The sequence below is a fragment of the Kocuria sp. HSID17590 genome (genome assembly GCF_003989485.1).
GTDB lineage: Bacteria > Actinomycetota > Actinomycetes > Actinomycetales > Micrococcaceae > Kocuria > Kocuria salsicia.
Genome location: NZ_RBMB01000020.1, coordinates 39,554 through 58,381 on the forward strand (window position 1 = coordinate 39,554; position 18,828 = coordinate 58,381).

Annotated in this window: 16 protein-coding genes; all 16 read right to left on the reverse strand. The window is 70.4% G+C overall.

The annotated features are described in order from the left end of the window. Positions 1–30: 30 nt before the first annotated feature. Positions 31–975: a diaminopimelate epimerase gene (gene dapF, locus D8M39_RS08455; RefSeq protein WP_371413773.1), complete on the reverse strand. Its 945-nt coding sequence runs from the start codon at positions 973–975 to the stop codon at positions 31–33. Positions 976–985: 10 nt separating this feature from the next. Then, positions 986–1,921, reverse strand: coding sequence for a tRNA (adenosine(37)-N6)-dimethylallyltransferase MiaA (miaA, locus tag D8M39_RS08460; RefSeq protein WP_126874831.1), 936 nt, complete (start codon positions 1,919–1,921; stop codon positions 986–988). A gap of 48 nt (positions 1,922–1,969) precedes the next feature. Continuing rightward, on the reverse strand, positions 1,970–3,508 hold the full coding sequence (gene miaB / locus D8M39_RS08465) for a tRNA (N6-isopentenyl adenosine(37)-C2)-methylthiotransferase MiaB (protein ID WP_126874832.1): 1,539 nt from the start codon (positions 3,506–3,508) through the stop codon (positions 1,970–1,972). Positions 3,509–3,703: 195 nt separating this feature from the next. Next, complete coding sequence (locus D8M39_RS08470; protein WP_055083782.1) at positions 3,704–4,237, reverse strand: regulatory protein RecX; 534 nt, start codon at positions 4,235–4,237, stop codon at positions 3,704–3,706. A gap of 299 nt (positions 4,238–4,536) precedes the next feature. Then, on the reverse strand, positions 4,537–5,682 hold the full coding sequence (gene recA / locus D8M39_RS08475; protein WP_055083926.1) for a recombinase RecA: 1,146 nt from the start codon (positions 5,680–5,682) through the stop codon (positions 4,537–4,539). 165 nt (positions 5,683–5,847) lie between these two features. Then, the gene (locus D8M39_RS08480; protein ID WP_371413774.1) at positions 5,848–6,078 is read right to left on the reverse strand and encodes a DUF3046 domain-containing protein; all 231 of its coding nucleotides are present in this window, start codon (positions 6,076–6,078) and stop codon (positions 5,848–5,850) included. Positions 6,079–6,297: 219 nt separating this feature from the next. After that, the gene (locus D8M39_RS08485; RefSeq protein ID WP_055083928.1) at positions 6,298–6,723 is read right to left on the reverse strand and encodes a helix-turn-helix domain-containing protein; all 426 of its coding nucleotides are present in this window, start codon (positions 6,721–6,723) and stop codon (positions 6,298–6,300) included. A 153-nt stretch (positions 6,724–6,876) separates the two neighbouring features. Then, positions 6,877–7,401 carry a CinA family protein gene (locus D8M39_RS08490; RefSeq protein ID WP_083482400.1) on the reverse strand — a complete coding sequence of 175 codons (525 nt, stop codon included), beginning with the start codon at positions 7,399–7,401 and terminating at the stop codon, positions 6,877–6,879. Beyond that, the gene (gene pgsA / locus D8M39_RS08495; protein ID WP_371413775.1) at positions 7,398–8,048 is read right to left on the reverse strand and encodes a CDP-diacylglycerol--glycerol-3-phosphate 3-phosphatidyltransferase; all 651 of its coding nucleotides are present in this window, start codon (positions 8,046–8,048) and stop codon (positions 7,398–7,400) included. Before pgsA ends, D8M39_RS08490 begins: the two co-directional genes overlap by 4 nt. Beyond that, a complete protein-coding gene (locus D8M39_RS08500) occupies positions 8,027–10,984 on the reverse strand; it encodes a DNA translocase FtsK (protein WP_126874821.1) in 2,958 nt (985 codons plus the stop codon). The genes pgsA and D8M39_RS08500 overlap by 22 nt, the downstream gene beginning before the upstream one ends. Before the next feature lie 83 nt (positions 10,985–11,067). Next, entirely contained in the window at positions 11,068–12,762 is a 1,695-nt protein-coding gene (locus D8M39_RS08505; RefSeq protein ID WP_055083934.1) for a ribonuclease J, read from the reverse strand. 15 nt (positions 12,763–12,777) lie between these two features. After that, positions 12,778–13,713 carry a 4-hydroxy-tetrahydrodipicolinate synthase gene (gene dapA, locus D8M39_RS08510; RefSeq protein WP_126874822.1) on the reverse strand — a complete coding sequence of 312 codons (936 nt, stop codon included), beginning with the start codon at positions 13,711–13,713 and terminating at the stop codon, positions 12,778–12,780. Positions 13,714–13,722: 9 nt separating this feature from the next. Next, entirely contained in the window at positions 13,723–14,358 is a 636-nt protein-coding gene (locus D8M39_RS08515; RefSeq protein ID WP_055083935.1) for a hypothetical protein, read from the reverse strand. Then, positions 14,355–15,113, reverse strand: coding sequence for a 4-hydroxy-tetrahydrodipicolinate reductase (gene dapB / locus D8M39_RS08520; protein WP_126874823.1), 759 nt, complete (start codon positions 15,111–15,113; stop codon positions 14,355–14,357). The genes D8M39_RS08515 and dapB overlap by 4 nt, the downstream gene beginning before the upstream one ends. A 16-nt stretch (positions 15,114–15,129) precedes the next feature. Further along, the gene (locus D8M39_RS08525) at positions 15,130–16,533 is read right to left on the reverse strand and encodes a pitrilysin family protein (RefSeq protein ID WP_126874824.1); all 1,404 of its coding nucleotides are present in this window, start codon (positions 16,531–16,533) and stop codon (positions 15,130–15,132) included. A gap of 21 nt (positions 16,534–16,554) precedes the next feature. Next, positions 16,555–18,810 carry a polyribonucleotide nucleotidyltransferase gene (locus tag D8M39_RS08530; RefSeq protein WP_126874825.1) on the reverse strand — a complete coding sequence of 752 codons (2,256 nt, stop codon included), beginning with the start codon at positions 18,808–18,810 and terminating at the stop codon, positions 16,555–16,557. Positions 18,811–18,828 lie beyond the last annotated feature (18 nt).

Sequence of the window (18,828 nt, forward strand, 5' to 3'; positions counted from 1 at the left end):
AACGACGACGCCGCACAGCCGCCCCGCGCCTCACACGAGTTCGGCGGTGGCCACCACCCGCACCGGGCCGGCCAGCACCACGTGCTCCGTACCGTCCGGGGCCGGGACGAAGGTGACCGAGAGGACTCCCCCGGGGACCCGCACGAACCAGCGGTCCGGCGAGTCCGGCCCGCCCCAGAAGCGCGTGGCCGCCGCGGCGGCGCACGCCCCCGTGCCGCACGAGTAGGTCTCCCCGACCCCGCGCTCGTAGACGCGCATCTCGATGCGGCCCACGGCGTCGTCGTCGTGCTCCAGGGGCACCACGAACTCCACGTTCGTGCCGTCCGCCGGCGCCGGGTCCACGACCGGCGCGGTGTGCAGGTCCAGGGCGTCCAGCTTCTCTCCCTCGGACAGCGCGACGACCGTGTGCGGGTTGCCCATGCTCAGCGAGATCCCCGGGCGCTGGACCGTGAGGCCCGAGACCGAGACCAGGCAGTCGGAACCGCGCTCGCGGGCGGCGTCGCCGTGCTCGAAGCTCCAGGGGCCCATGTCCACCGCGTACCCGTCCGCCGTGCGCGCGACGCTGCGGACACCCGCCCGGGTGCCGATCCGCAGCCGCGCGCCCCGGGACAGCTCGACGAGGCCCTCCCGCACCAGGTGGTCCACGAACACACGCACGCCGTTGCCGCACATCTGGGCGAGCGAGCCGTCTCCGTTGCGGTAGTCCATGAACCACTCGACGTCCGGCGACCGCTCGGCGAGCCGACGGCCCTCCGGCACGTGCTCGGCGCGCACGGCGCGGATGAGACCGTCACCGCCCAGGCCCAGGTGCCGGTCGCACACCGCGGCCACCGTGTCCGCGGAGACGTCCAGGGAGCCGTCCAGGTCCGTGAAGACCACGAAGTCGTTGCCCGTGCCGTGCGCCTTGCGCACGCGCACTCCCGCCAGTTCCGGCCAGTGCGCGGCGCGGCCCGTTGTCCCACTCGTTTCCGTCATGGCCGTCATCCTACTGACCGCGCAGCACGGCCCGCGCGCGGTCCGCGAGCTCCGCCACACCGACGGGGGCGGCGGCGTCGAGCCAGTGGACGCGCGGGTCGGCGCCGAACCACGTGCGCTGCCGCTTGGTGAACCGGCGCGTCGCCGCCACGGTCTGCTCGCGCGCCTGCTCGAGGTCGAGGGTGCCGTCCAGCACGGCCAGCAGCTGCGGGTAGCCCAGGGCCCTGCCCGCCGTGGGGCTCTCGCGCAGACCGCGCGCCTCCAGGGCACGCACCTCCTCCAGCCAGCCGCGCTCGAGCATGACGTCCACGCGACGGGCCAGGCGCTCGGTGAGGACCTCCCGGTCCATGCCCAGGCCCACCTGGACGGTGGGGCGCACGTACCGGCGCCGCGGCATGAAGGAGGTGAACGGTCGACCCGTGAGCTCGTGGACCTCCAGCGCCCGGACCAGCCGCCGCTCGTCCTTGACCCGGGCGGAGGACTCCGGGTCCACGGCGGCCAGCTGTTCCAGCAGCGGTCCCCGCCCGTCCCGGGCGAGCTCCGCCTCGAGACGCGCACGGATGCCGGCGTCCGTGCCCGGGAACTCGATGTCGTCGAGCACTGCGCGGACGTAGAGACCGGAACCTCCCACGAGGATCGGCACGCGGCCTCGTCCTGCGATCTCCGCGATGGCACGGCGGGCCTCGCGCTGGAACGCGGCGACCGAGGCCTCCTCGTGGATCTCCAGGACGTCCAGCAGGTGGTGCGGCACCCCGCCCCTCTCCTCGGGCGGGAGCTTGGCCGTGCCGATGTCCATGCCACAGTAGAGCTGCAGTGCGTCCGCGTTGACGACCTCGCCGTCCAGCCGGTGCGCCAAGGCAATCCCGAGGTCGGACTTTCCGGTGCCCGTGGGACCCACGACGGCCACGACCGGCGGGCCGTCTGGGCCCGGTTCTGGCGCCCTCAGATCTTTCACGCCGTCGGGGCCCGCCTGCTCGTCCACTGCTGCCACGGTTCAGGGTCTCCGCAGGGACGGCATCCCGAGCCCCACTGCCCCCGGGGCTCCGGACGACGACGGCGCGGCGCAGGACTCGGCCTGCGCCGCCTCCCAGGCGTCCCCGCCGCGGGTGCGGCGCAGCTCGTACTCGGAGGCGTCACGCGGATCCGCGAGCTGGTGGTACGCGGCGGCCCCCGTCACGGGGACGCTCACCACGTCCCCGGGCCGGGGCTGCGGCGCACCCTCGGGCACGCTGAAGTGGATCAGGCGCTGGTCGCGGCCCCTGCCCGACAGCCGGTGGGTGCTCTCCGCCTTGCGACCCGACTGCGCGCTCACGAGGATCTCGGCGCGGGAACCGATCAGTCCACGGTTCAGGCGGGCGCTGATCTCGTCCTGCAGTGCGGTGAGGCGCTCGAAGCGCTCCTGCACGACGGCGGCCGGAACCTGGTCCGCCATCTCACCGGCCGGGGTGCCCGGGCGCACCGAGTACTGGAACGTGAACGCCGAGGAGAACTCGGAAGCGGCCACCACGTCCAGCGTGTCCTGGAAGTCCTGCTCCGTCTCCCCGGGGAAGCCCACGATGATGTCCGTGGTGATGGCCGCGCCGGGGATGCGCTCGCGGACCCGTTCCAGGATCCCCAGGAACTTCTTCGAGCGGTAGGAACGGCGCATGTCCTTCAGGATGCGGTCCGAACCGGACTGCAGCGGCATGTGCAGCTGCGGCATCACGTTGGGGGTCTCGGCCATGGCGTCGATCACGTCGTCCGTGAACGCCGCCGGGTGCGGGCTCGTGAACCGGACGCGCTCCAGCCCCTCGATGTCGCCGCACGCGCGCAGCAGCTTGGCGAACGCGCCGCGGTCTCCGAACTCGACGCCGTAGGAGTTCACGTTCTGCCCGAGCAGCGTCACCTCCACCGCGCCGGAGTCCACCAGGGCGTGCACCTCGGCGAGGATGTCTCCGGGCCGCCGGTCCTTCTCCTTGCCGCGCAACTGCGGGACGATGCAGAACGTGCACGTGTTGTTGCACCCCACGGAGATCGACACCCATCCGGCGTAGGCCTGTTCCCGCTTGGTGGGCAGCGCGGAGGGGAAGGTCTCCAGAGCCTCCAGGATCTCCACCTGGGCCTGCTCGTTGTGGCGGGCTCGCTCCAGCAGCACCGGCAGGGAGCCGATGTTGTGCGTGCCGAAGACCACGTCCACCCACGGTGCCTTCTCCACGATCGTAGCGCGGTCCTTCTGGGCCAGGCAGCCGCCGACGGCGATCTGCAGCCGGTCGTTGCGGCGCTTGACCGGGGCGAGCTGACCGAGCTGACCGTAGAGCTTGTTGTCCGCGTTCTCGCGCACCGCACACGTGTTGAAGACGACGAGGTCCGGCTCCCGGTCCACGGCCGGAACGTAGCCGGCTGTCTCCAGGAGACCGGTGATGCGCTCGGAGTCGTGGGCGTTCATCTGGCACCCCAGCGTGCGCACCTCGTAGGCCGGTGCGGCCTCGCGGGCGTCGAACGCCTCGTGCGGAGCGGAGGGCTGGAGGGGCTGCGTCTGAACCGACCGGGGCATCTGAGTCACCCCCTCATTTTAGGGATCGGGTCAAATTCTCCCGCGGTGACGTCATGTGGTTCCTGCGGCGGCTGAGTGCGGCCCGGTGACCGTGCGGGGCGGCACATCAGCACCGCGGTGTTTCAGCGCCTCCCGCACCTCAGAACCCCAGAACCCCATCACTTCAGCACCTCGGCACCTCGGCACCTCGGCACCTCACGGGGTGTCCCACACGTCCGCGCCGTCCAGGTCAGAGCGTTCCTCCCCGGTTCCCGCCGATCCGAGCTCCGCGAGCTCGTCCTTCACGACGGCGAACGCGAGCCCCGGTGCGTACCCCTTCCGGCCGAGCATGCTCACCAGCCTGCGGGTGAGCTTTTCGTGCTCCGTGCGGTCGCCCGGGTCCACGGTGGCGGGGAGCTTCTTGCGCACGAGTTCGTGCGCGTCCCGGAGCTCGTCCTCGTCCGTGCGCTGGTCCAGCGCCTCCTCCGCAATCTCACCGGTGATCCCGCGCTGCGAGAGCTCACGGCGCAGCGCGGAGCGTGACAGCCGACGGGTCTCCGCGCGCGAACGGACGAACATCGCCGCAAAAGCGCGGTCGTCCACGAGATTGACCTCTTCGAAGCGGTCCAGCACCTCCCCGGCGACGTCTTCCGGGATGTCCTTGTCCGCCAGCTTGTCCTCCAGCTGGCGCCGCGACTTCGCCGACGCCGTCAGTTGACGCAGCACGATCGACCGGGCGCGCTCGCGCACCTCGGGGTCCTCTCCCCTGTGGCCCCCATCGGCAGAGACTCCGGCAGGTACCTGGGAACCGGCCCCGGGGGCCGATGCAGGTTCTTGCCCCGTCCCGGCATGGTGCTCCGTCCCGGGAGGGGCCGCGAACAGCGGTTCCCCCGAGGAGGGGGCGGCGGAGGGGGCCGCGTTCACGGAGGACGTGGAGTCGGCCGCGGAGTGTGACGCGGACGGCGCCGCCGGGCCACGGCGGGATGCCGTGGCCCGGCGGCGCCGGGCATCGTAGCGTGACGAGTCACTCATGGATGCGGTCCCTCACCTCAGAAGGCGGGAAGCTCCGTGTCGTCCTTCTGGGGAGCGAAGGGAGCGTCCGGGTCCAGGTCCTGGCCGACGTCCTCCAGCGCGTCCGCATCCTGTGACGCCTCGTCCGGATCCTCGGTGATGCCGAGCTTCACCAGGATCTTGCGCTCGATCTCCTGCGCGAGCTCCGGGTTGTCCTTGAGGAAGCGGCGGGAGTTCTCCTTGCCCTGCCCCAGCTGGTCGCCCTCGTAGGTGAACCACGCGCCGGACTTCTTGACGATCCCGTGCTCCACCCCCATGTCGATCAGGCCACCCTCGATGGAGATGCCCTGGCCGTAGAGGATGTCGAACTCGGCCTGCTTGAAGGGCGGGGCCATTTTGTTCTTGACGATCTTGGCGCGCGTGCGGTTACCGACGGGGTTGGCGCCGTCCTTGAGCGTCTCGATGCGGCGGACGTCCACGCGCACGGACGCGTAGAACTTCAGCGCCTTGCCACCCGTAGTGGTCTCCGGGGAGCCGAAGAACACGCCGATCTTCTCGCGCAGCTGGTTGATGAAGATGGCCGTGGTGTTGGTGTGGGACAGCCGTCCCGTGATCTTGCGCAGCGCCTGGGACATGAGGCGGGCCTGCAGACCCACGTGGCTGTCACCCATCTCGCCCTCGATCTCTGCCTTGGGCACGAGGGCCGCCACGGAGTCGATCACGATGATGTCGATGGATCCGGAGCCCACGAGCATGTCCATGATCTCGAGCGCCTGCTCACCGGTGTCTGGCTGGGAGACCAGCAGGTTGTCCGTGTCCACGCCGAGCTTCTCCGCGTAGGCGGGATCCAGGGCGTGCTCGGCGTCGATGAACGCGGCGATGCCGCCGGCCTTCTGGACGCTCGCCACCGCGTGCAGGGCCACGGTGGTCTTGCCCGAGGACTCCGGGCCGTAGATCTCCACGACGCGGCCCCGGGGGAATCCGCCGATGCCCAGTGCGACGTCCAGCGCGATGGAGCCGGTGGGAATGGTCTCGATCTTCGTGGCGGGGCGGTCGCCCAGCCGCATGACCGAGCCCTTGCCGTAGTTCTTGTCGATCTGGGAGAGCACGGTGTCCAGTGCCTTCTCGCGATCGGAGCCGGCCACCTGAGAGGGTGCGGGTGCGCCCTTGGACTTGGCTGCCATGTTTCACCTCTGGTTCTCGGGGGCCGGTGCGGCCCTGATGATGTCTTCGCGGTCCACGGTATAGCGGGGGTCCGACACCCATAAGAGACCGGTGCCGGGTGTGGAGCACGTGTGACCGGGTTCGAATATACCTTCGAACCCGGTGCGGCGCACGTCAGCCGGCCGTCACCGCCGCGGCGGCTGGTCCGGACCCCACCACCGGGACTGCGGCACCTCCTGGGCACGGCACACGGCAAACCACACGGTCTTGGGATCCTCCCCCGCCTCGAGCGCCTCGCTCGCCGTGCGGTCCCCCAGCTCGGACAGCACGAGGTCCCGGGCCAGCACCCTGCAGTAGGCAGCCCCGAACTCGTGGGCCATCAGGTCCCAGAACGCACTCACTCGCATGCTCGTCATCTCCTCCTCGTCGCGAACTCTTCACCGCGCACCGCCCGGGCACGCGCCCTCGGCCAGCCGGGCGCTTCCGAACCCCGCCTCACCGAACCGAACCCCGCCGCACCGCACGATGTCACGTGCCGGGCGCGAACATGAAACGGACCCGCCCGAGGGCGGGTCCGTCCGTGTGGTTCCAGGTCCCCCGGCCGGAGGTGAGCACCTCCCGCGCCAGGGCCTGTCTCAGCGCGCGCTCGCGGCGCTGCCGCCGCGCAGCTGGCGCACCTCCCGGGTGAACTCCTCCGTCATCTCCGACGGCACGGTGTCCGGGATGAAGTTGCCCTCCGCGTAGGCGAGCCGGTCCGCGACCTCGCGCAGCATCTGGGACATGGGGATGTCCAGGGCCGTGCAGATCGAGGCCAGCAGCTCCGAGGACGCTTCCTTCTGGCCGCGCTCCACCTCGCTGAGGTATCCCAGGGAGACGCGGGCGCTGTGCGAGACCTCGCGCAGCGTGCGCCCCTGGCGCTGGCGGACGTTGCGCAGCACCTCTCCGATCTCCTGGCGCAGGACACCCACCTTCATCTCGTGGGTCTCCGCGTGAGCTTCATCGGCCACACCCACGTCCTTCCAACGGACGACACCATTGACAGACACGGGTTGCTTCGTCATGTGAATTGCCTACTCCTCGTACGTACGAACGGGGCCTCCCCGCACCGTCACGGCTGCGGTGGACTCCAGAGTCTTGAGCCCGACTGGCTCAACGCTCCGACTGTCATAACGTGCTTGCATGTTCAATTGTTCCCTGCTGCCGTCCGAAAAGCACTATGCGTTGGCTGTGAAAGCAATTTGAGTCGTCAGTATGTCGATCGCACGTGCCACCGTGGCGGCCCGGATGCCCGCTCGGTCACCCGTGAGGGTGAGACGCTGCGAGAAGTCACCCGTGGGCCCGCTGACGCCCACGAACACGGTCCCCACGGGGTGGCCGTCGTGCGGCTCCGGGCCGGCCACGCCGGTGGTCGACACCGACCAGTCCACACCGAGCGCCGTCCGCGCTCCGCGGGCCATGGCCTCCGCCACCTCCGCGTCCACGGCTCCCACGCGCTCCAGGAGCTCGTGGGACACCCCCAGAACACGCTCCTTGGCGGCGTGCGAGTAGCTCACCACGGCACCCTCGAAGCACGACGACGCCCCGGCGACCGTGACGATCTCCGACGCCACCGCACCTCCCGTGAGGGACTCCGCGGTGCCCACCGTCACGCCGAGGCGCGTGGCGAGTGCGACCAGCGCCGCGGCGTCGTGCCCAGACCCCCCGTCACTGCCGGGGCCGGACGGCGCGGAACCGCTCACGCGCTCTCTCCCCTGACCGCGCGGTTGCGCAGCTGCACCGCCTTGACCACGTAGTCCACGCCCGTGACCACGGTGGCGAGCAGCGCCAGAGCGGTCAGCAGCCACGCGAGCCACAGCCACCACTGGCCCACGAACGGGGCGAGCGGAAGCAGCAGGGCGATCAGTGCCGCGGTCTGCAGCACGGTCTTGGTCTTGCCGCCCTTGGACGCGGCCATGACGCCGTAGCGGATCACCACGAAGCGCATGACGGTGATGCCCCACTCGCGCACGAGGATGACGATGGTCACCCACCACCACAGCTCGCCGAGCATCGAGAGCACCACGAACGCCGCCCCCGTGAGCAGCTTGTCCGCAATGGGGTCCGCGATCTTGCCGAAACTCGTGATGAGGTTGCGGGCGCGGGCGATGTCACCGTCCAGCTTGTCGGTGAGCATGGCCAACCCGAAGGTCACGACCGCGGCCCACCGCATGGCCATCGAGTCCTCGCCGTGCGTGCCCCCGGCCACCAGGAACCACACGAAGAACGGCACCATCACGATGCGCAGCGCGGTCAGCGCGTTCGGCAGGTTCCAGTTCGAGGTCCTGGGGGCGGGTGCGCCCTGTGGCGTTCCGTTGTGGTTCGTGGTCATCGTCCCGTCAGCTCCCATGCGTCCTCGGATTCGTCGGACCCGTCGTGGTAGTCGTGCGCAACGTCGGCGAGCGAGGCCTCGACCGGGTCATCACCGTAGTCGACCGAGCCGGTCACAGCACCGGCGCCCGTGGTGTCGGTGCCCTCTTGCGCGGACCCGCCACCGGCGGGCGGCTCTTCCCCGCGGATCAGTGCCAGGGTGGCCGCGAGATCGTCCGGCTTGACCAGCACGTCCCGCGCCTTGGAGCCCTCGGAGGCGCCGACGACGCCGCGGGACTCCAGCAGGTCCATGAGCCGCCCGGCCTTGGCGAAGCCCACGCGCAGCTTGCGCTGCAGCATGGAGGTGGAGCCGAACTGCGTGGTGATGATCAGCTCCGCGGCCTGCAGCAGAACGTCGAGGTCGTTCCCGATGTCCTCGTCGATGGTCTTCTTGGGCGCCTCCTGGACGACGTCGTCCCGGTAGTGCGCGGACATCTGCGACTTCACGTGCTCGACGACCTTGTGGATCTCCGACTCCGAGACCCACGCACCCTGCACGCGCATGGGCTTCGACGCGCCCATGGGCAGGAACAGCGCGTCACCCTGGCCGATGAGCTTCTCGGCGCCGGCCTGGTCCAGGACCACGCGGGAGTCCGTGACCGACGACGTCGCGAAGGCCATGCGGGAGGGCACGTTCGCCTTGATCAGGCCCGTGACCACGTCCACCGAGGGCCGCTGGGTGGCGAGCACCAGGTGGATGCCCGCGGCGCGGGCGAGCTGCGTGATGCGCACGATGGCGTCCTCGACGTCCCGCGGCGCGACCATCATGAGGTCCGCGAGCTCGTCCACGATCACCAGAAGGTACGGGTAGGGCCGGATGGTCCGCTTGGAGCCGGGCTCCGGCTGGACCTTGCCGTTGCGCACGGCCTTGTTGAAGTCGTCGATGTGCTTGTACCCGAAGTGGGAGAGGTCGTCGTAGCGCGCGTCCATCTCCCGCACGACCCACTGCAGCGCCTCGGCGGCCTTCTTGGGGTTCGTGATGATCGGGGTGATCAGGTGCGGCACGCCCTCGTACGCCGTGAGCTCCACGCGCTTCGGGTCCACCATGACCAGGCGCACCTCGTCCGGGGTGGAGCGCATCAGGATGGACACGATCATCGAGTTCACGAACGAGGACTTTCCCGCGCCGGTGGCGCCGGCCACGAGCATGTGCGGCATCTTGGCCAGGTTCGCGAGCACGAAGCCGCCCTCGACGTCCTTGCCCACGCCCATGATCATGGGGTGCTCGGACGTGCGGGCCTTCTGCGAGCGCAGCACGTCGCCCAGCGCCACGGTCTCGCGGTCCGTGTTCGGAATCTCGATGCCGATCGCGGACTTGCCCGGGATGGGCGAGAGGATGCGGACGTCCGCCGAGGCCACGGCGTACGCGATGTTCTTGGACAGGGCGGTGACGCGCTCCACCTTGGTGCCCGAGCCCAGCTCGATCTCGTAGCGGGTGACCGTGGGACCGCGGGAGAAGCCCGTGACCTCCGCGTCCACCTTGAACTGCTGCAGCACGTTGGTCAGCGCCGCGACCACCTGGTCGTTGGCCTCGGAGCGCTCCTTCGCCGGGGGCCCCTGCACGAGGTCCGCAACCGGGGGGAGGCTGTAGGCGACGTCGCCCTGCAGCTTCAGCTGCTCGGAGCGGGCGGGGATCGGGGTGCTGGGCGTGTGGGTGCGCGTCGCGACGTCGTGCCCGTCCGAGGAGTCGTCGACGCCCGGGGTGTCGTCCAGCGCGGCGAGGGCCGGGGCGTCCGACGCCGCGGCGGTGTCCGCGGCCGGCGCGATGCCCTGCTCCTCGCGCAGCTTCCGGGCCTCACGCTGGGAGCGGGTGGGCCGCTTCTCCCCCGGGCGCAGTGCGGGTTCGGGGCTCGGCACCGTCTCGGTGCGCTGGGAGTCCGCGGCGTCGGCGTCCGTGGCCTTCGCGGCGCGGGCCTTCGAGGAGCCTCCCTTGCGGGGCACGCTCGACCCGACGTCGAACACGCTCGTGGCGCCTGCCCCCTTGGCCTCGCGGCGGTTGGCCTCGTCCACGACGGCGCGCTCGAACGCCTCGTCGCCGTCGTAGCGGTCCAGCTCCTCGCGCTCACGACGACGCCGCGAGCGCGCCGTGCGCGCGGAACGTCCCGTGCTCGCGGGGTCCAGGTAGGAGCGGTCGTGCTGCGGGGCGGAGAGGTCCGTGCTGCGCGGCTCCGTCTGGCCCGTGAGCCTGCGGTAGAGCAGGTGCAACCGGGGCCCGATCTCCCCCACGGGGGTTGCGGTCATCACGAGCAGTGCCAGCACGGCGAGCGCCACGAAGACCACGAGCGCGCCCCACGGGGTGATGAGAGAGGACAACGGATCCGCGGCGAGGAAGCCCACGAAGCCCCCGGCGCTCCAGACCGCCTCGAAGCCGTCCCCCAGGGAGGGCGAGCCGCCCGCGATGTGGGCGGTTCCCGCTCCGGCGACCGTCAGGGCGAGCAGCCCGATGGCGATCCGGTTGTTGGCCTGGGTGGCCTCGGGGTGGCGGAAGATCCGCACGGCGAAGCAGAAGCAGAAGATGGGCAGCACCAGGGCCATGAACCCGAAGGTCCCGCCCACCACGGCGTGTGCCCAGGACGCGGGGACGGCCACGGCGGCGAAGTCCACGCCGCGCAGGTTCCACCACTCGAGCGCGGCGATCAGCACCGCGAGCACGAGCCACACCAGCGCGCCACCGTCACGGCGCTGCTCGGGGGCGATGTCCGTGCGCAGGGTGCCCACGCGACGCACCGCGGCACCCACCACGTGCCCGACGCCGGACCACGCGTTCACGATCCCCCGCAGGGCACCGGGGGCCGCCGGGGAGGTCTTAGACGTGCCGCGGGCCGGGGTCTTCCTGCCGTTCTTGGGGGACCCCGAGGACTTCGCGGACCGGGTGGCGGTCTTCGTGGAGCGCGCGGGGGAAGTTCGTGACGCCATGCCCCCAGGGTACCCGGACGCACAGCGGCCCGCCCGGAGTGCATTCCGGGCGGGCCGCTTTGGTGTGTGGTGGCGAGGGGCGCTCAGGCCTCGACGACCACCGGGACGATCATGGGCTTGCGGCGCAGCTTGCGCGAGACCCACGAACCGACCGTTCGGCGCACGATCTGCTGCAGCTGGTGGGAGGTGTGGTTCTTCCCGCTCTCCCCCAGCGCCTCCTCGAGCGCGGCGGCGATCTTCGGACGGATCTCGTTGAAGACCTTGTCCTCCTCCGCGACGCCGCGGGCGTGGATGTCCGGGCCCGAGACGATCTTGCCGGTGTCCCGGTTCACGACCGTGACCACGGAGATGAAGCCCTCCTCGCCCAGCGTCATGCGGTCCTTGAGGTCCGCCTCGGTGATCTCCCCCACCGAGGAGCCGTCCACGTAGATGAACCCGCACTCCACCTGGCCGGTGATCTTGGACGCCCCGTTGTGCATGTCCACCACGGTGCCGTTCTCCGCGAGGATCACGTGGTCCTCGGGGACACCGGTCTCCTTGGCGAGGTCGCCGTTGGCGATCAGGTGGCGGACCTCACCGTGGACGGGCATGACGTACTCGGGCTCCACGATGTTGTAGCAGTACAGCAGCTCGCCCGCCCCGGCGTGGCCGGAGACGTGCACCTTCGCGTTGCCCTTGTGCACCACGTGGGCCCCGAGGCGCATGAGCCCGTTGATCACGCGGAACACGGAGTTCTCGTTGCCCGGAATCAGGGAGGAGGCCAGGATGACGGTGTCGCCCTCGTTGACCTGCACCTTGTGGTCCCCGTTGGCCATGCGGGACAGCGCGGCCATGGGCTCGCCCTGGGAACCGGTGCACATGATGACCAGCTTGTCGTCCGGGTAGTCCCCGACCTTCTTCTGGTCCACGAGCACGTTCGGCGGGACGTCCAGGTAGCCGAGCTTCTCCGCGATCGTCATGTTGCGGATCATGGAGCGGCCCATCAGGACCACCTTGCGGCCGTTGGCCACCGCGGCGTCGAGCACCTGCTGGACGCGGTGCACGTGCGAGGAGAAGGAGGCCACGATCACGCGCTGCTTGGCGCGGGAGACCACGTCCGTGAGGACGGGGCCGATGGCCTTCTCCGACGCGATGAAGCCGGGGACCTCCGCGTTGGTCGAGTCGGTGAGGAACAGGTCCACACCCTCCTCGCCGAGCCGCGCGAAGTGCCGCAGGTCCGTGATGCGCCCGTCCAGGGGCAGCTGGTCCATCTTGAAGTCGCCGGTGTGCAGCACGGTTCCCGCCTTGGTGCGCAGGAACACGGCCAGGGCGTCCGGGATGGAGTGGTTCACCGCGACGAACTCGCACTCGAACTCGCCCAGCTTCTCCACCTGCCCCTCGCGCACGGCCATGGTGAACGGCTTGATGCGGTGCTCCTGCAGCTTGGCCTCGATCAGTGCGAGGGTCAGCTGCGAGCCCAGGATGGGGATGTCCGGGCGTCGCTTGAGCAGGTACGGGACGGCGCCGATGTGGTCCTCGTGGCCGTGCGTGAGCACGATCGCCACGATGTCGTCCAGGCGGTCCCGGAGGTAGTTGATGTCCGGCAGGATCAGGTCGACACCGGGCTGCGTCTCCTCGGGGAAGAGCACGCCGCAGTCGACCACGAGCAGCTGCCCGTTGATCTCGAACACGGTCATGTTCCGGCCGACCTCGCCGAGCCCGCCCAGCGGAGTGACACGCAGGGTGTCCTTCGCCAGTGCGGGGGGCTTGACAAGGTCAGCGGTGTTCCATCGGGTCATGAGACCCCTTTCGTCTCAGTCGGTCAAAGTGTCCGCAGCCACCGATGTGCTCAGATCCGCACGGATCTGCTCCAGCTCGGCCTGCGTGGGTGCCACGTGCGGAAGCCGCACCGTGTTGTTCGGCAGGCGACCCTGCCACTGAAGAATGGTCTTGGCGGCCACCGCACCCGGCACGCGGGTCATCGTGGCGCGCACGAGCGGGAGCAGCTCCTCGTTGATCCGCCGGGCGGTCTCGAGGTCGGATCCCAGGGCGGCGTCCACCAGGCGGCGGTAGCGGGGGGTGTCCACGTGGGTGGTCACGCCCACGAGCCCGGCGGCTCCCAGCGCGATCCACGGGAGGGTGAGGCCGTCGTCGCCCGAGTAGAAGACGAGGTCCGTCTCCGCCATCACGCGCGCGGCGGCCGTGAAGTCCGCCTTGGCGTCCTTGACGGCCACGATGTTGGGGTGCGCGGCGAGCGAGATCATGGTCTCGGGCTCGATCGGCACCCCGGAGCGGCCCGGGATGTCGTACATCATGATGGGCGTGTCCACCGAGTCCGCGAGGGAGCGGAAGTGCGCCTCGATCCCGGCCTGCGTGGGCTTGTTGTAGTACGGGGTGACCACGAGCAGCCCGTCCATCCCGATCTTCTGCGCCTCCAGGCACAGGTGGCGGGAGTGCTCGGTGTCGTTGGAGCCGGTGCCCCCGAGCAGGGGAACGCGCGATCCCACGGCCTCCTTGACGGCCCGGAAGACCGAGAGGTTCTCCTCGTCGGTCATCGTGGAGTACTCGCCGGTGGTGCCGCAGACCACCAGACCGTCGCAGCCGCCGTCCACGAGCTCCTCCGCCAGGCGCGCCGTGCTCTCGAGGTCCACGGAGCCGTCGTCGTGGAAGACGGTGACCATGGCGGTGAGCAGGGTCCCGAACATGGGCGCGGGGCGGTCGGTCGGCACAGGGGTGCTGTGTTCAGTCATGGTCACAGGTTACCGCCCGGAGCCGACGAGCACCGTCTCGGGGTCCGCCCCGCCGTGCAGCGCGATGGCCGTGCGCATGGCGCCGCGCGCGCGGCGGCCGTCGCCGCTGGCGGAGTAGGCCAGGCTCAGGCGGTACCAGCCGCCCCAGTCCTCGGGACGCGCCTCGACCTCGCGGCGCACGACGTCGAAGCGCTCGTCCGCGGCCTCGCGCACGTAGCGCCCCGAGGCCGTTCGCGGCAGGTCGTCCGCGGGCAGCTCGCCCCTGGCCGCGAGCTCGCGTCCGAGGCGCTGGGTGCGGGCGCCGAAGACGATCTCGCGCACCATCGCCCACGCCCCCACCGCGGGGATCACGAGCATGGCGACCCCGAGCAGCTTCGCGATCCACCCGTCGCTGCCGAGCAGCAGCACGGCCCGCTGGAAGGAGAGCCCCAGGTAGAGGGTGAGCAGTGCCACCATCAGCGCCGCGAGGATCCGGCCCCTGGACCCGACCTCGAGCACGGTGAAGACGCCCGCGAAGGCCAGCATGGCGATCAGCCACGTCTTGGACCCCGCGGAGACGGGCAGCAGCAGCACCGTGAGCACGAGCAGCGCAATCACCGCGGCGCTCCACCAGCGCAGCCCTCCCCGGCGGCCCGCGGCACTCACAGGCCCAGGTCCATGTAGCCGTCGAGACCCACGGTGAGACCGGGGTGCTCCGCGACCGAGCGCACGCCCAGGAGCACGCCGGTCATGAACGACACGCGGTCGAACGAGTCGTGGCGCAGCGTCAGCTGCTCACCGGTGTTGCCGAGCAGCGTCTCCTGGTGCGCCACGAGTCCCTGCAGCCGCACGGAGTGGACGTGCACGCCGGCCACGTCCGCCCCGCGCGCGCCGAGCGGGTCCGACTCCGTGGCGTCCGGGGACGCGCCTCGCCCCGCGCGCTCGCGGGAGCGGCCGACGAGTTCGGCCGTGCGGCTCGCAGTGCCCGACGGCGCGTCGAGCTTGCGCGGGTGGTGCAGCTCCACGATCTCCACGGAGTCGAAGAACGCCGCGGCCAGCTCGGAGAACTTCATGGCGAGCACCGCACCCACGGCGAAGTTCGGGGCGATCAGCACACCTGTGCCCGACGCCTCCGCGAGCTGCTCCCGCAGCTGCGCCAAGGCATCGTCGTCCCAACCCGTGGTGCCCACGACGGCGTGGAGACCATGGGCCACGGCGAAGCGCACGTTCTCCCGCGTGGCGCTCGGAACCGTGAGGTCCACGACCACCTGTGCCCCGGCGTCCACGATCTCCTGGAGGTCGTCCCCGCGGCCGAGCGCAGCCACGAGCTCCAGGTCCGGTGCATCCTCGACGGCGCGCACCGCCTCGGAGCCCATGCGCCCGTTTCGGCCCAGTACGGCAACCTTGATCCGGTCGTTCATGTCCCTACCACCTTTCTCAGTCCTGCGATTCCGACGCGCCCGGGCCGACCACGGTGCGCACCGTGGCGTCCTGCCCCAGCTGCGCCGCGAGCTGCTGCACGTCCTGGGACGTGACGGCGCGGATCCGGCGCAGCGACTCGTCCACGTCCATGAAGTACCCGGTCTTCAGCTCCGCCGAACCCAGCCGGGACATCCGGGAACCTGTGTCCTCCAGCGCGAGCACCGTGGCCCCGCTGACCTGGCCCTCGACCTTCGCGAGCTCCGCGGCGTCCATGCCGTCCTGCGCCAGACGGTCCAGCTCTTCCCGCATGAGCCGGCTCACCTGCTCCACCCGCTCCCGCGTGCACCCGGCGTACATGCCGAAGAACCCGGCGTCCGAGTACGAGCCGGAGAACGAGAACGTGGAGTACGCCAGGCCCTTCTGCTCGCGGATCGTGTGGAACAGCCGTGAGGACATTCCCCCTCCCAGCGCCGCGTTGAGCACGGTCATGGTGAAGCGGCGCCCGTCCCCCACGGGCAGCCCGGAGCCGCCCAGGACCACGTGCGCCTGCTCCACCGGTCGTTCGAACGTGTGCGTGCCCACCAGGGGCCTGGGCTGCGCCACCAGGGTGCGACGCCGCGCACCGGCCGCCGCGGGCTCGTCCGGGTCCCAGCCCGCACGCACCAGCGACTCCCGCACCAGCCGCACCACGTTCTCGTGCTCCAGCCCGCCTGCCACCGTGACCACGAGGTTCTCAGGACGGTAGGCCCCGCGGTAGTGGCGCCACACGGCGTCACGCGTGACACTGCGGATCTCCTCCGGCGTGCCGGCGATCGGCCGCGCGAGCGCGGAGCCGTGGAGCACCTCGGCGTTGAACTGCTCGAACGCGAAGTCCATGGGGTCGTCGCGGTCCATGGCGATCTCCTCGAGGATCACACCGCGCTCGCGGTCGAACTCCTCGGGGTCGAGCACCGCCCCGGTGAACATGTCTGCCAGGACGTCCACCGCCATGGGCAGCTGGTCGGACAGCACCCGTGCGTGGTAGCACGTGTGCTCGTGGGATGTGAATGCGTTGGACTCCCCACCCACCCGGTCGAACGCCTCCGCGATCTCCAGGGCGCTGCGTCGGGACGTGCCTTTGAACAGCAGGTGCTCCAGGAAGTGGGTGGAGCCGAGCATGCCCGGGGCCTCGTCCCGCGAGCCCAGGCTCACCCAGAAGCCCACGGACACCGAGCGCTGCCCGGGCATCCGCTCCGTCAGCACACGGGTGCCGCACGGCAGAACCGTACGGGTGATCACGTCACCCTCGGCGTCGTCGTGCACCACGTGCGTGAAGCCGCGGCCGGGGTCCGGGGTTGGGGATGCCCGAAGGCGGGCGTCCGCGCCGGAGTCGAGCTCCGACGGGTCGCCCGCCTTCAGGGGTAGGTCGACGACAGTCATCGAGTACCGGAGGCCCCCCGCTCAGTTCTCGTCGTCGGTGTCGGCCGGTGCGTCGGAACCGGCGACGACGGGCGAGAGCGAGAGCTTGCCGCGGTCGTCCACCTTGGTGATCTCCACTTGGACCTTCTGGCCCACGGCCAGGACGTCGTCCACCTCGTTGACGCGCTTGTCGTCGTTGAGCTTGCGCATCTCGGAGATGTGCAGCAGACCGTCCTTGCCCGGGGTCAGGGAGATGAACGCACCGAAGGTGGTGGTCTTCACGACCGTGCCCAGGTAGCGCTCCCCCACCTCGGGGACCTGCGGGTTAGCGATCGCGTTGATCGCGGAACGCGCGGCCTCCGCGGACGGACCATCGGTGGCCCCGATGTACACCGTGCCGTCGTCCTCGATGGAGATGTCCGTGCCGGTGTCCTCCTGGATCTGGTTGATCATCTTGCCCTTGGGGCCGATGACCTCGCCGATCTTGGAGACGGGGACCGTCACCGAGATCACGCGCGGCGCGAACTCACTCATCTCGTCCGGGGCGTCGATCGCGGACGTCAGCACGTCCAGGATGTACAGCCGGGCCTCACGAGCCTGGGTCAGCGCGGACGCGAGCACGGAGGCGGGGATGCCGTCGAGCTTGGTGTCCAGCTGGATGGCCGTGACGAACTCCGAGGTGCCAGCCACCTTGAAGTCCATGTCGCCGAGCGCGTCCTCCGCACCCAGGATGTCGGTCAGGGCCGCGTACTGGACTTCACCGTCCACGGTGTCGGAGACCAGACCCATGGCGATGCCCGCCACCGGGGCGCGCAGCGGCACACCGGCGTTGAACAGCGACAGCGTGGCGGCGCAGACCGAGCCCATGGAGGTGGAGCCGTTGGAGCCCAGTGCCTCCGAGACCTGGCGGATCGCGTACGGGAACTCCTCGCGCGTGGGCAACACGGGGGTGATCGCGCGCTCGGCGAGGGCGCCGTGGCCGATCTCGCGGCGCTTGGGCGAACCCACTCGACCGGTCTCGCCCGTGGAGTACGGCGGGAAGTTGTAGTGGTGGATGTAGCGCTTGTGCTTCACCGGGGACAGCGAGTCGATCTGCTGCTCCAGCTTGAGCATGTTCAGCGTGGTGACACCCAGGATCTGGGTCTCGCCGCGCTCGAACAGTGCGGAGCCGTGCACTCGCGGCAGCACGTCCACCTCGGCGCTGAGCTCACGGATGTCCGTGAGGCCGCGGCCGTCGATGCGCACGCCGTCCTTCAGGATCCGCTGGCGCACGGTCTGCTTGGTGAGCGCCTGGTAGGCGCCGTTGATCTCGTCCGCGCGGCCCTCGAAGGCCTTGCCCTCGCCGGCGAGCTCCGCCAGGGTGTCCCGGTGCAGCTCGTCGGTGGCGGCCTCGCGCTCCTGCTTGCCGGCGATCGAGTAGACCTGCGCCATGCGCTCGCCCACGAAGTTCTTCACGGCCTCGGCGGCGTCGTCGCCGAAGCCCCCGAAGCGCGGCAGCTCCATCTCGGGCTTCTTGTTGCGGGCCGCGAGGTCCGCCTGCGCGTCGCACAGGGCCTTGATGAACGGCTTGGAGGCCTCAAGGCCCTCGGCCACGAGCTCCTCGGTGGGGGCGACGGCCCCCTGGCCCTTGACGAGCTCCCACGCGTTGTCGGTGGCCTCCGCCTCGACCATCATGATCGCGACGTCCTCACCGCCGTCCTTGGTGGTCACCACGCGGCCGGCGACCGCCATGTCGAACACGGCGTTCTCCAGCTGGGAGTGCTTGGGGAACGCGATCCACTGGTGGCCGCCGTTCTCCTCGGCCATCAGTGCCATGCGCACACCGCCCACCGGACCCTGGAAGGGCATGCCGGACAGCGTGGTGGACATGGACGCGGCGTTGATCGCCACGGTGTCGTAGATCTCGTCCGGCGCGATGGACATGACCGTGACGACAACCTGCACCTCGTTGCGCAGGCCCTTGCCGAACGCGGGGCGCAGCGGGCGGTCGATCAGACGGCACGTGAGGATCGCGTCCGTGGACGGACGGCCCTCGCGACGGAAGAAGGAACCGGGGATGCGGCCGGCGGCGTACATCCGCTCCTCCACGTCCACGGTCAGCGGGAAGAAGTCGAAGCCCTCCCGGGGGTGCTTGCCCACGGCCGTGGCCGAGAGCATCGAGGTCTCCTCGTCGATGTAGACCATGGCGGAGCCGGCGGCCTGACGGGCGAGACGCCCGGTTTCGAAGCGCACGACGCGCTTTCCGTAGGAGCCGTTGTCGATGACGGCTTCTGCACTCTGGATCTCGGGACCCTCCAAGGGTCACCTCCTGTTTCC

Bases quoted from the DNA above. Each gene is read 5' to 3' on its own strand.
- D8M39_RS08485 (WP_055083928.1), bottom strand. From the start codon at position 6,723: ATGACGAAGCAACCCGTGTCTGTCAATGGTGTCGTCCGTTGGAAGGAC.
- recA (WP_055083926.1), bottom strand. From the start codon at position 5,682: ATGGCAGCCAAGTCCAAGGGCGCACCCGCACCCTCTCAGGTGGCCGGC.
- D8M39_RS08505 (WP_055083934.1), bottom strand. From the start codon at position 12,762: ATGACCCGATGGAACACCGCTGACCTTGTCAAGCCCCCCGCACTGGCG.
- pgsA (WP_371413775.1), bottom strand. From the start codon at position 8,048: ATGGGAGCTGACGGGACGATGACCACGAACCACAACGGAACGCCACAG.
- dapA (WP_126874822.1), bottom strand. From the start codon at position 13,713: ATGACTGAACACAGCACCCCTGTGCCGACCGACCGCCCCGCGCCCATG.
- miaB (WP_126874832.1), bottom strand. From the start codon at position 3,508: ATGCCCCGGTCGGTTCAGACGCAGCCCCTCCAGCCCTCCGCTCCGCAC.
- D8M39_RS08480 (WP_371413774.1), bottom strand. From the start codon at position 6,078: ATGACGAGCATGCGAGTGAGTGCGTTCTGGGACCTGATGGCCCACGAG.
- D8M39_RS08525 (WP_126874824.1), bottom strand. From the start codon at position 16,533: ATGACTGTCGTCGACCTACCCCTGAAGGCGGGCGACCCGTCGGAGCTC.
- D8M39_RS08500 (WP_126874821.1), bottom strand. From the start codon at position 10,984: ATGGCGTCACGAACTTCCCCCGCGCGCTCCACGAAGACCGCCACCCGG.
- dapF (WP_371413773.1), bottom strand. From the start codon at position 975: ATGACGGAAACGAGTGGGACAACGGGCCGCGCCGCGCACTGGCCGGAA.
- dapB (WP_126874823.1), bottom strand. From the start codon at position 15,113: ATGAACGACCGGATCAAGGTTGCCGTACTGGGCCGAAACGGGCGCATG.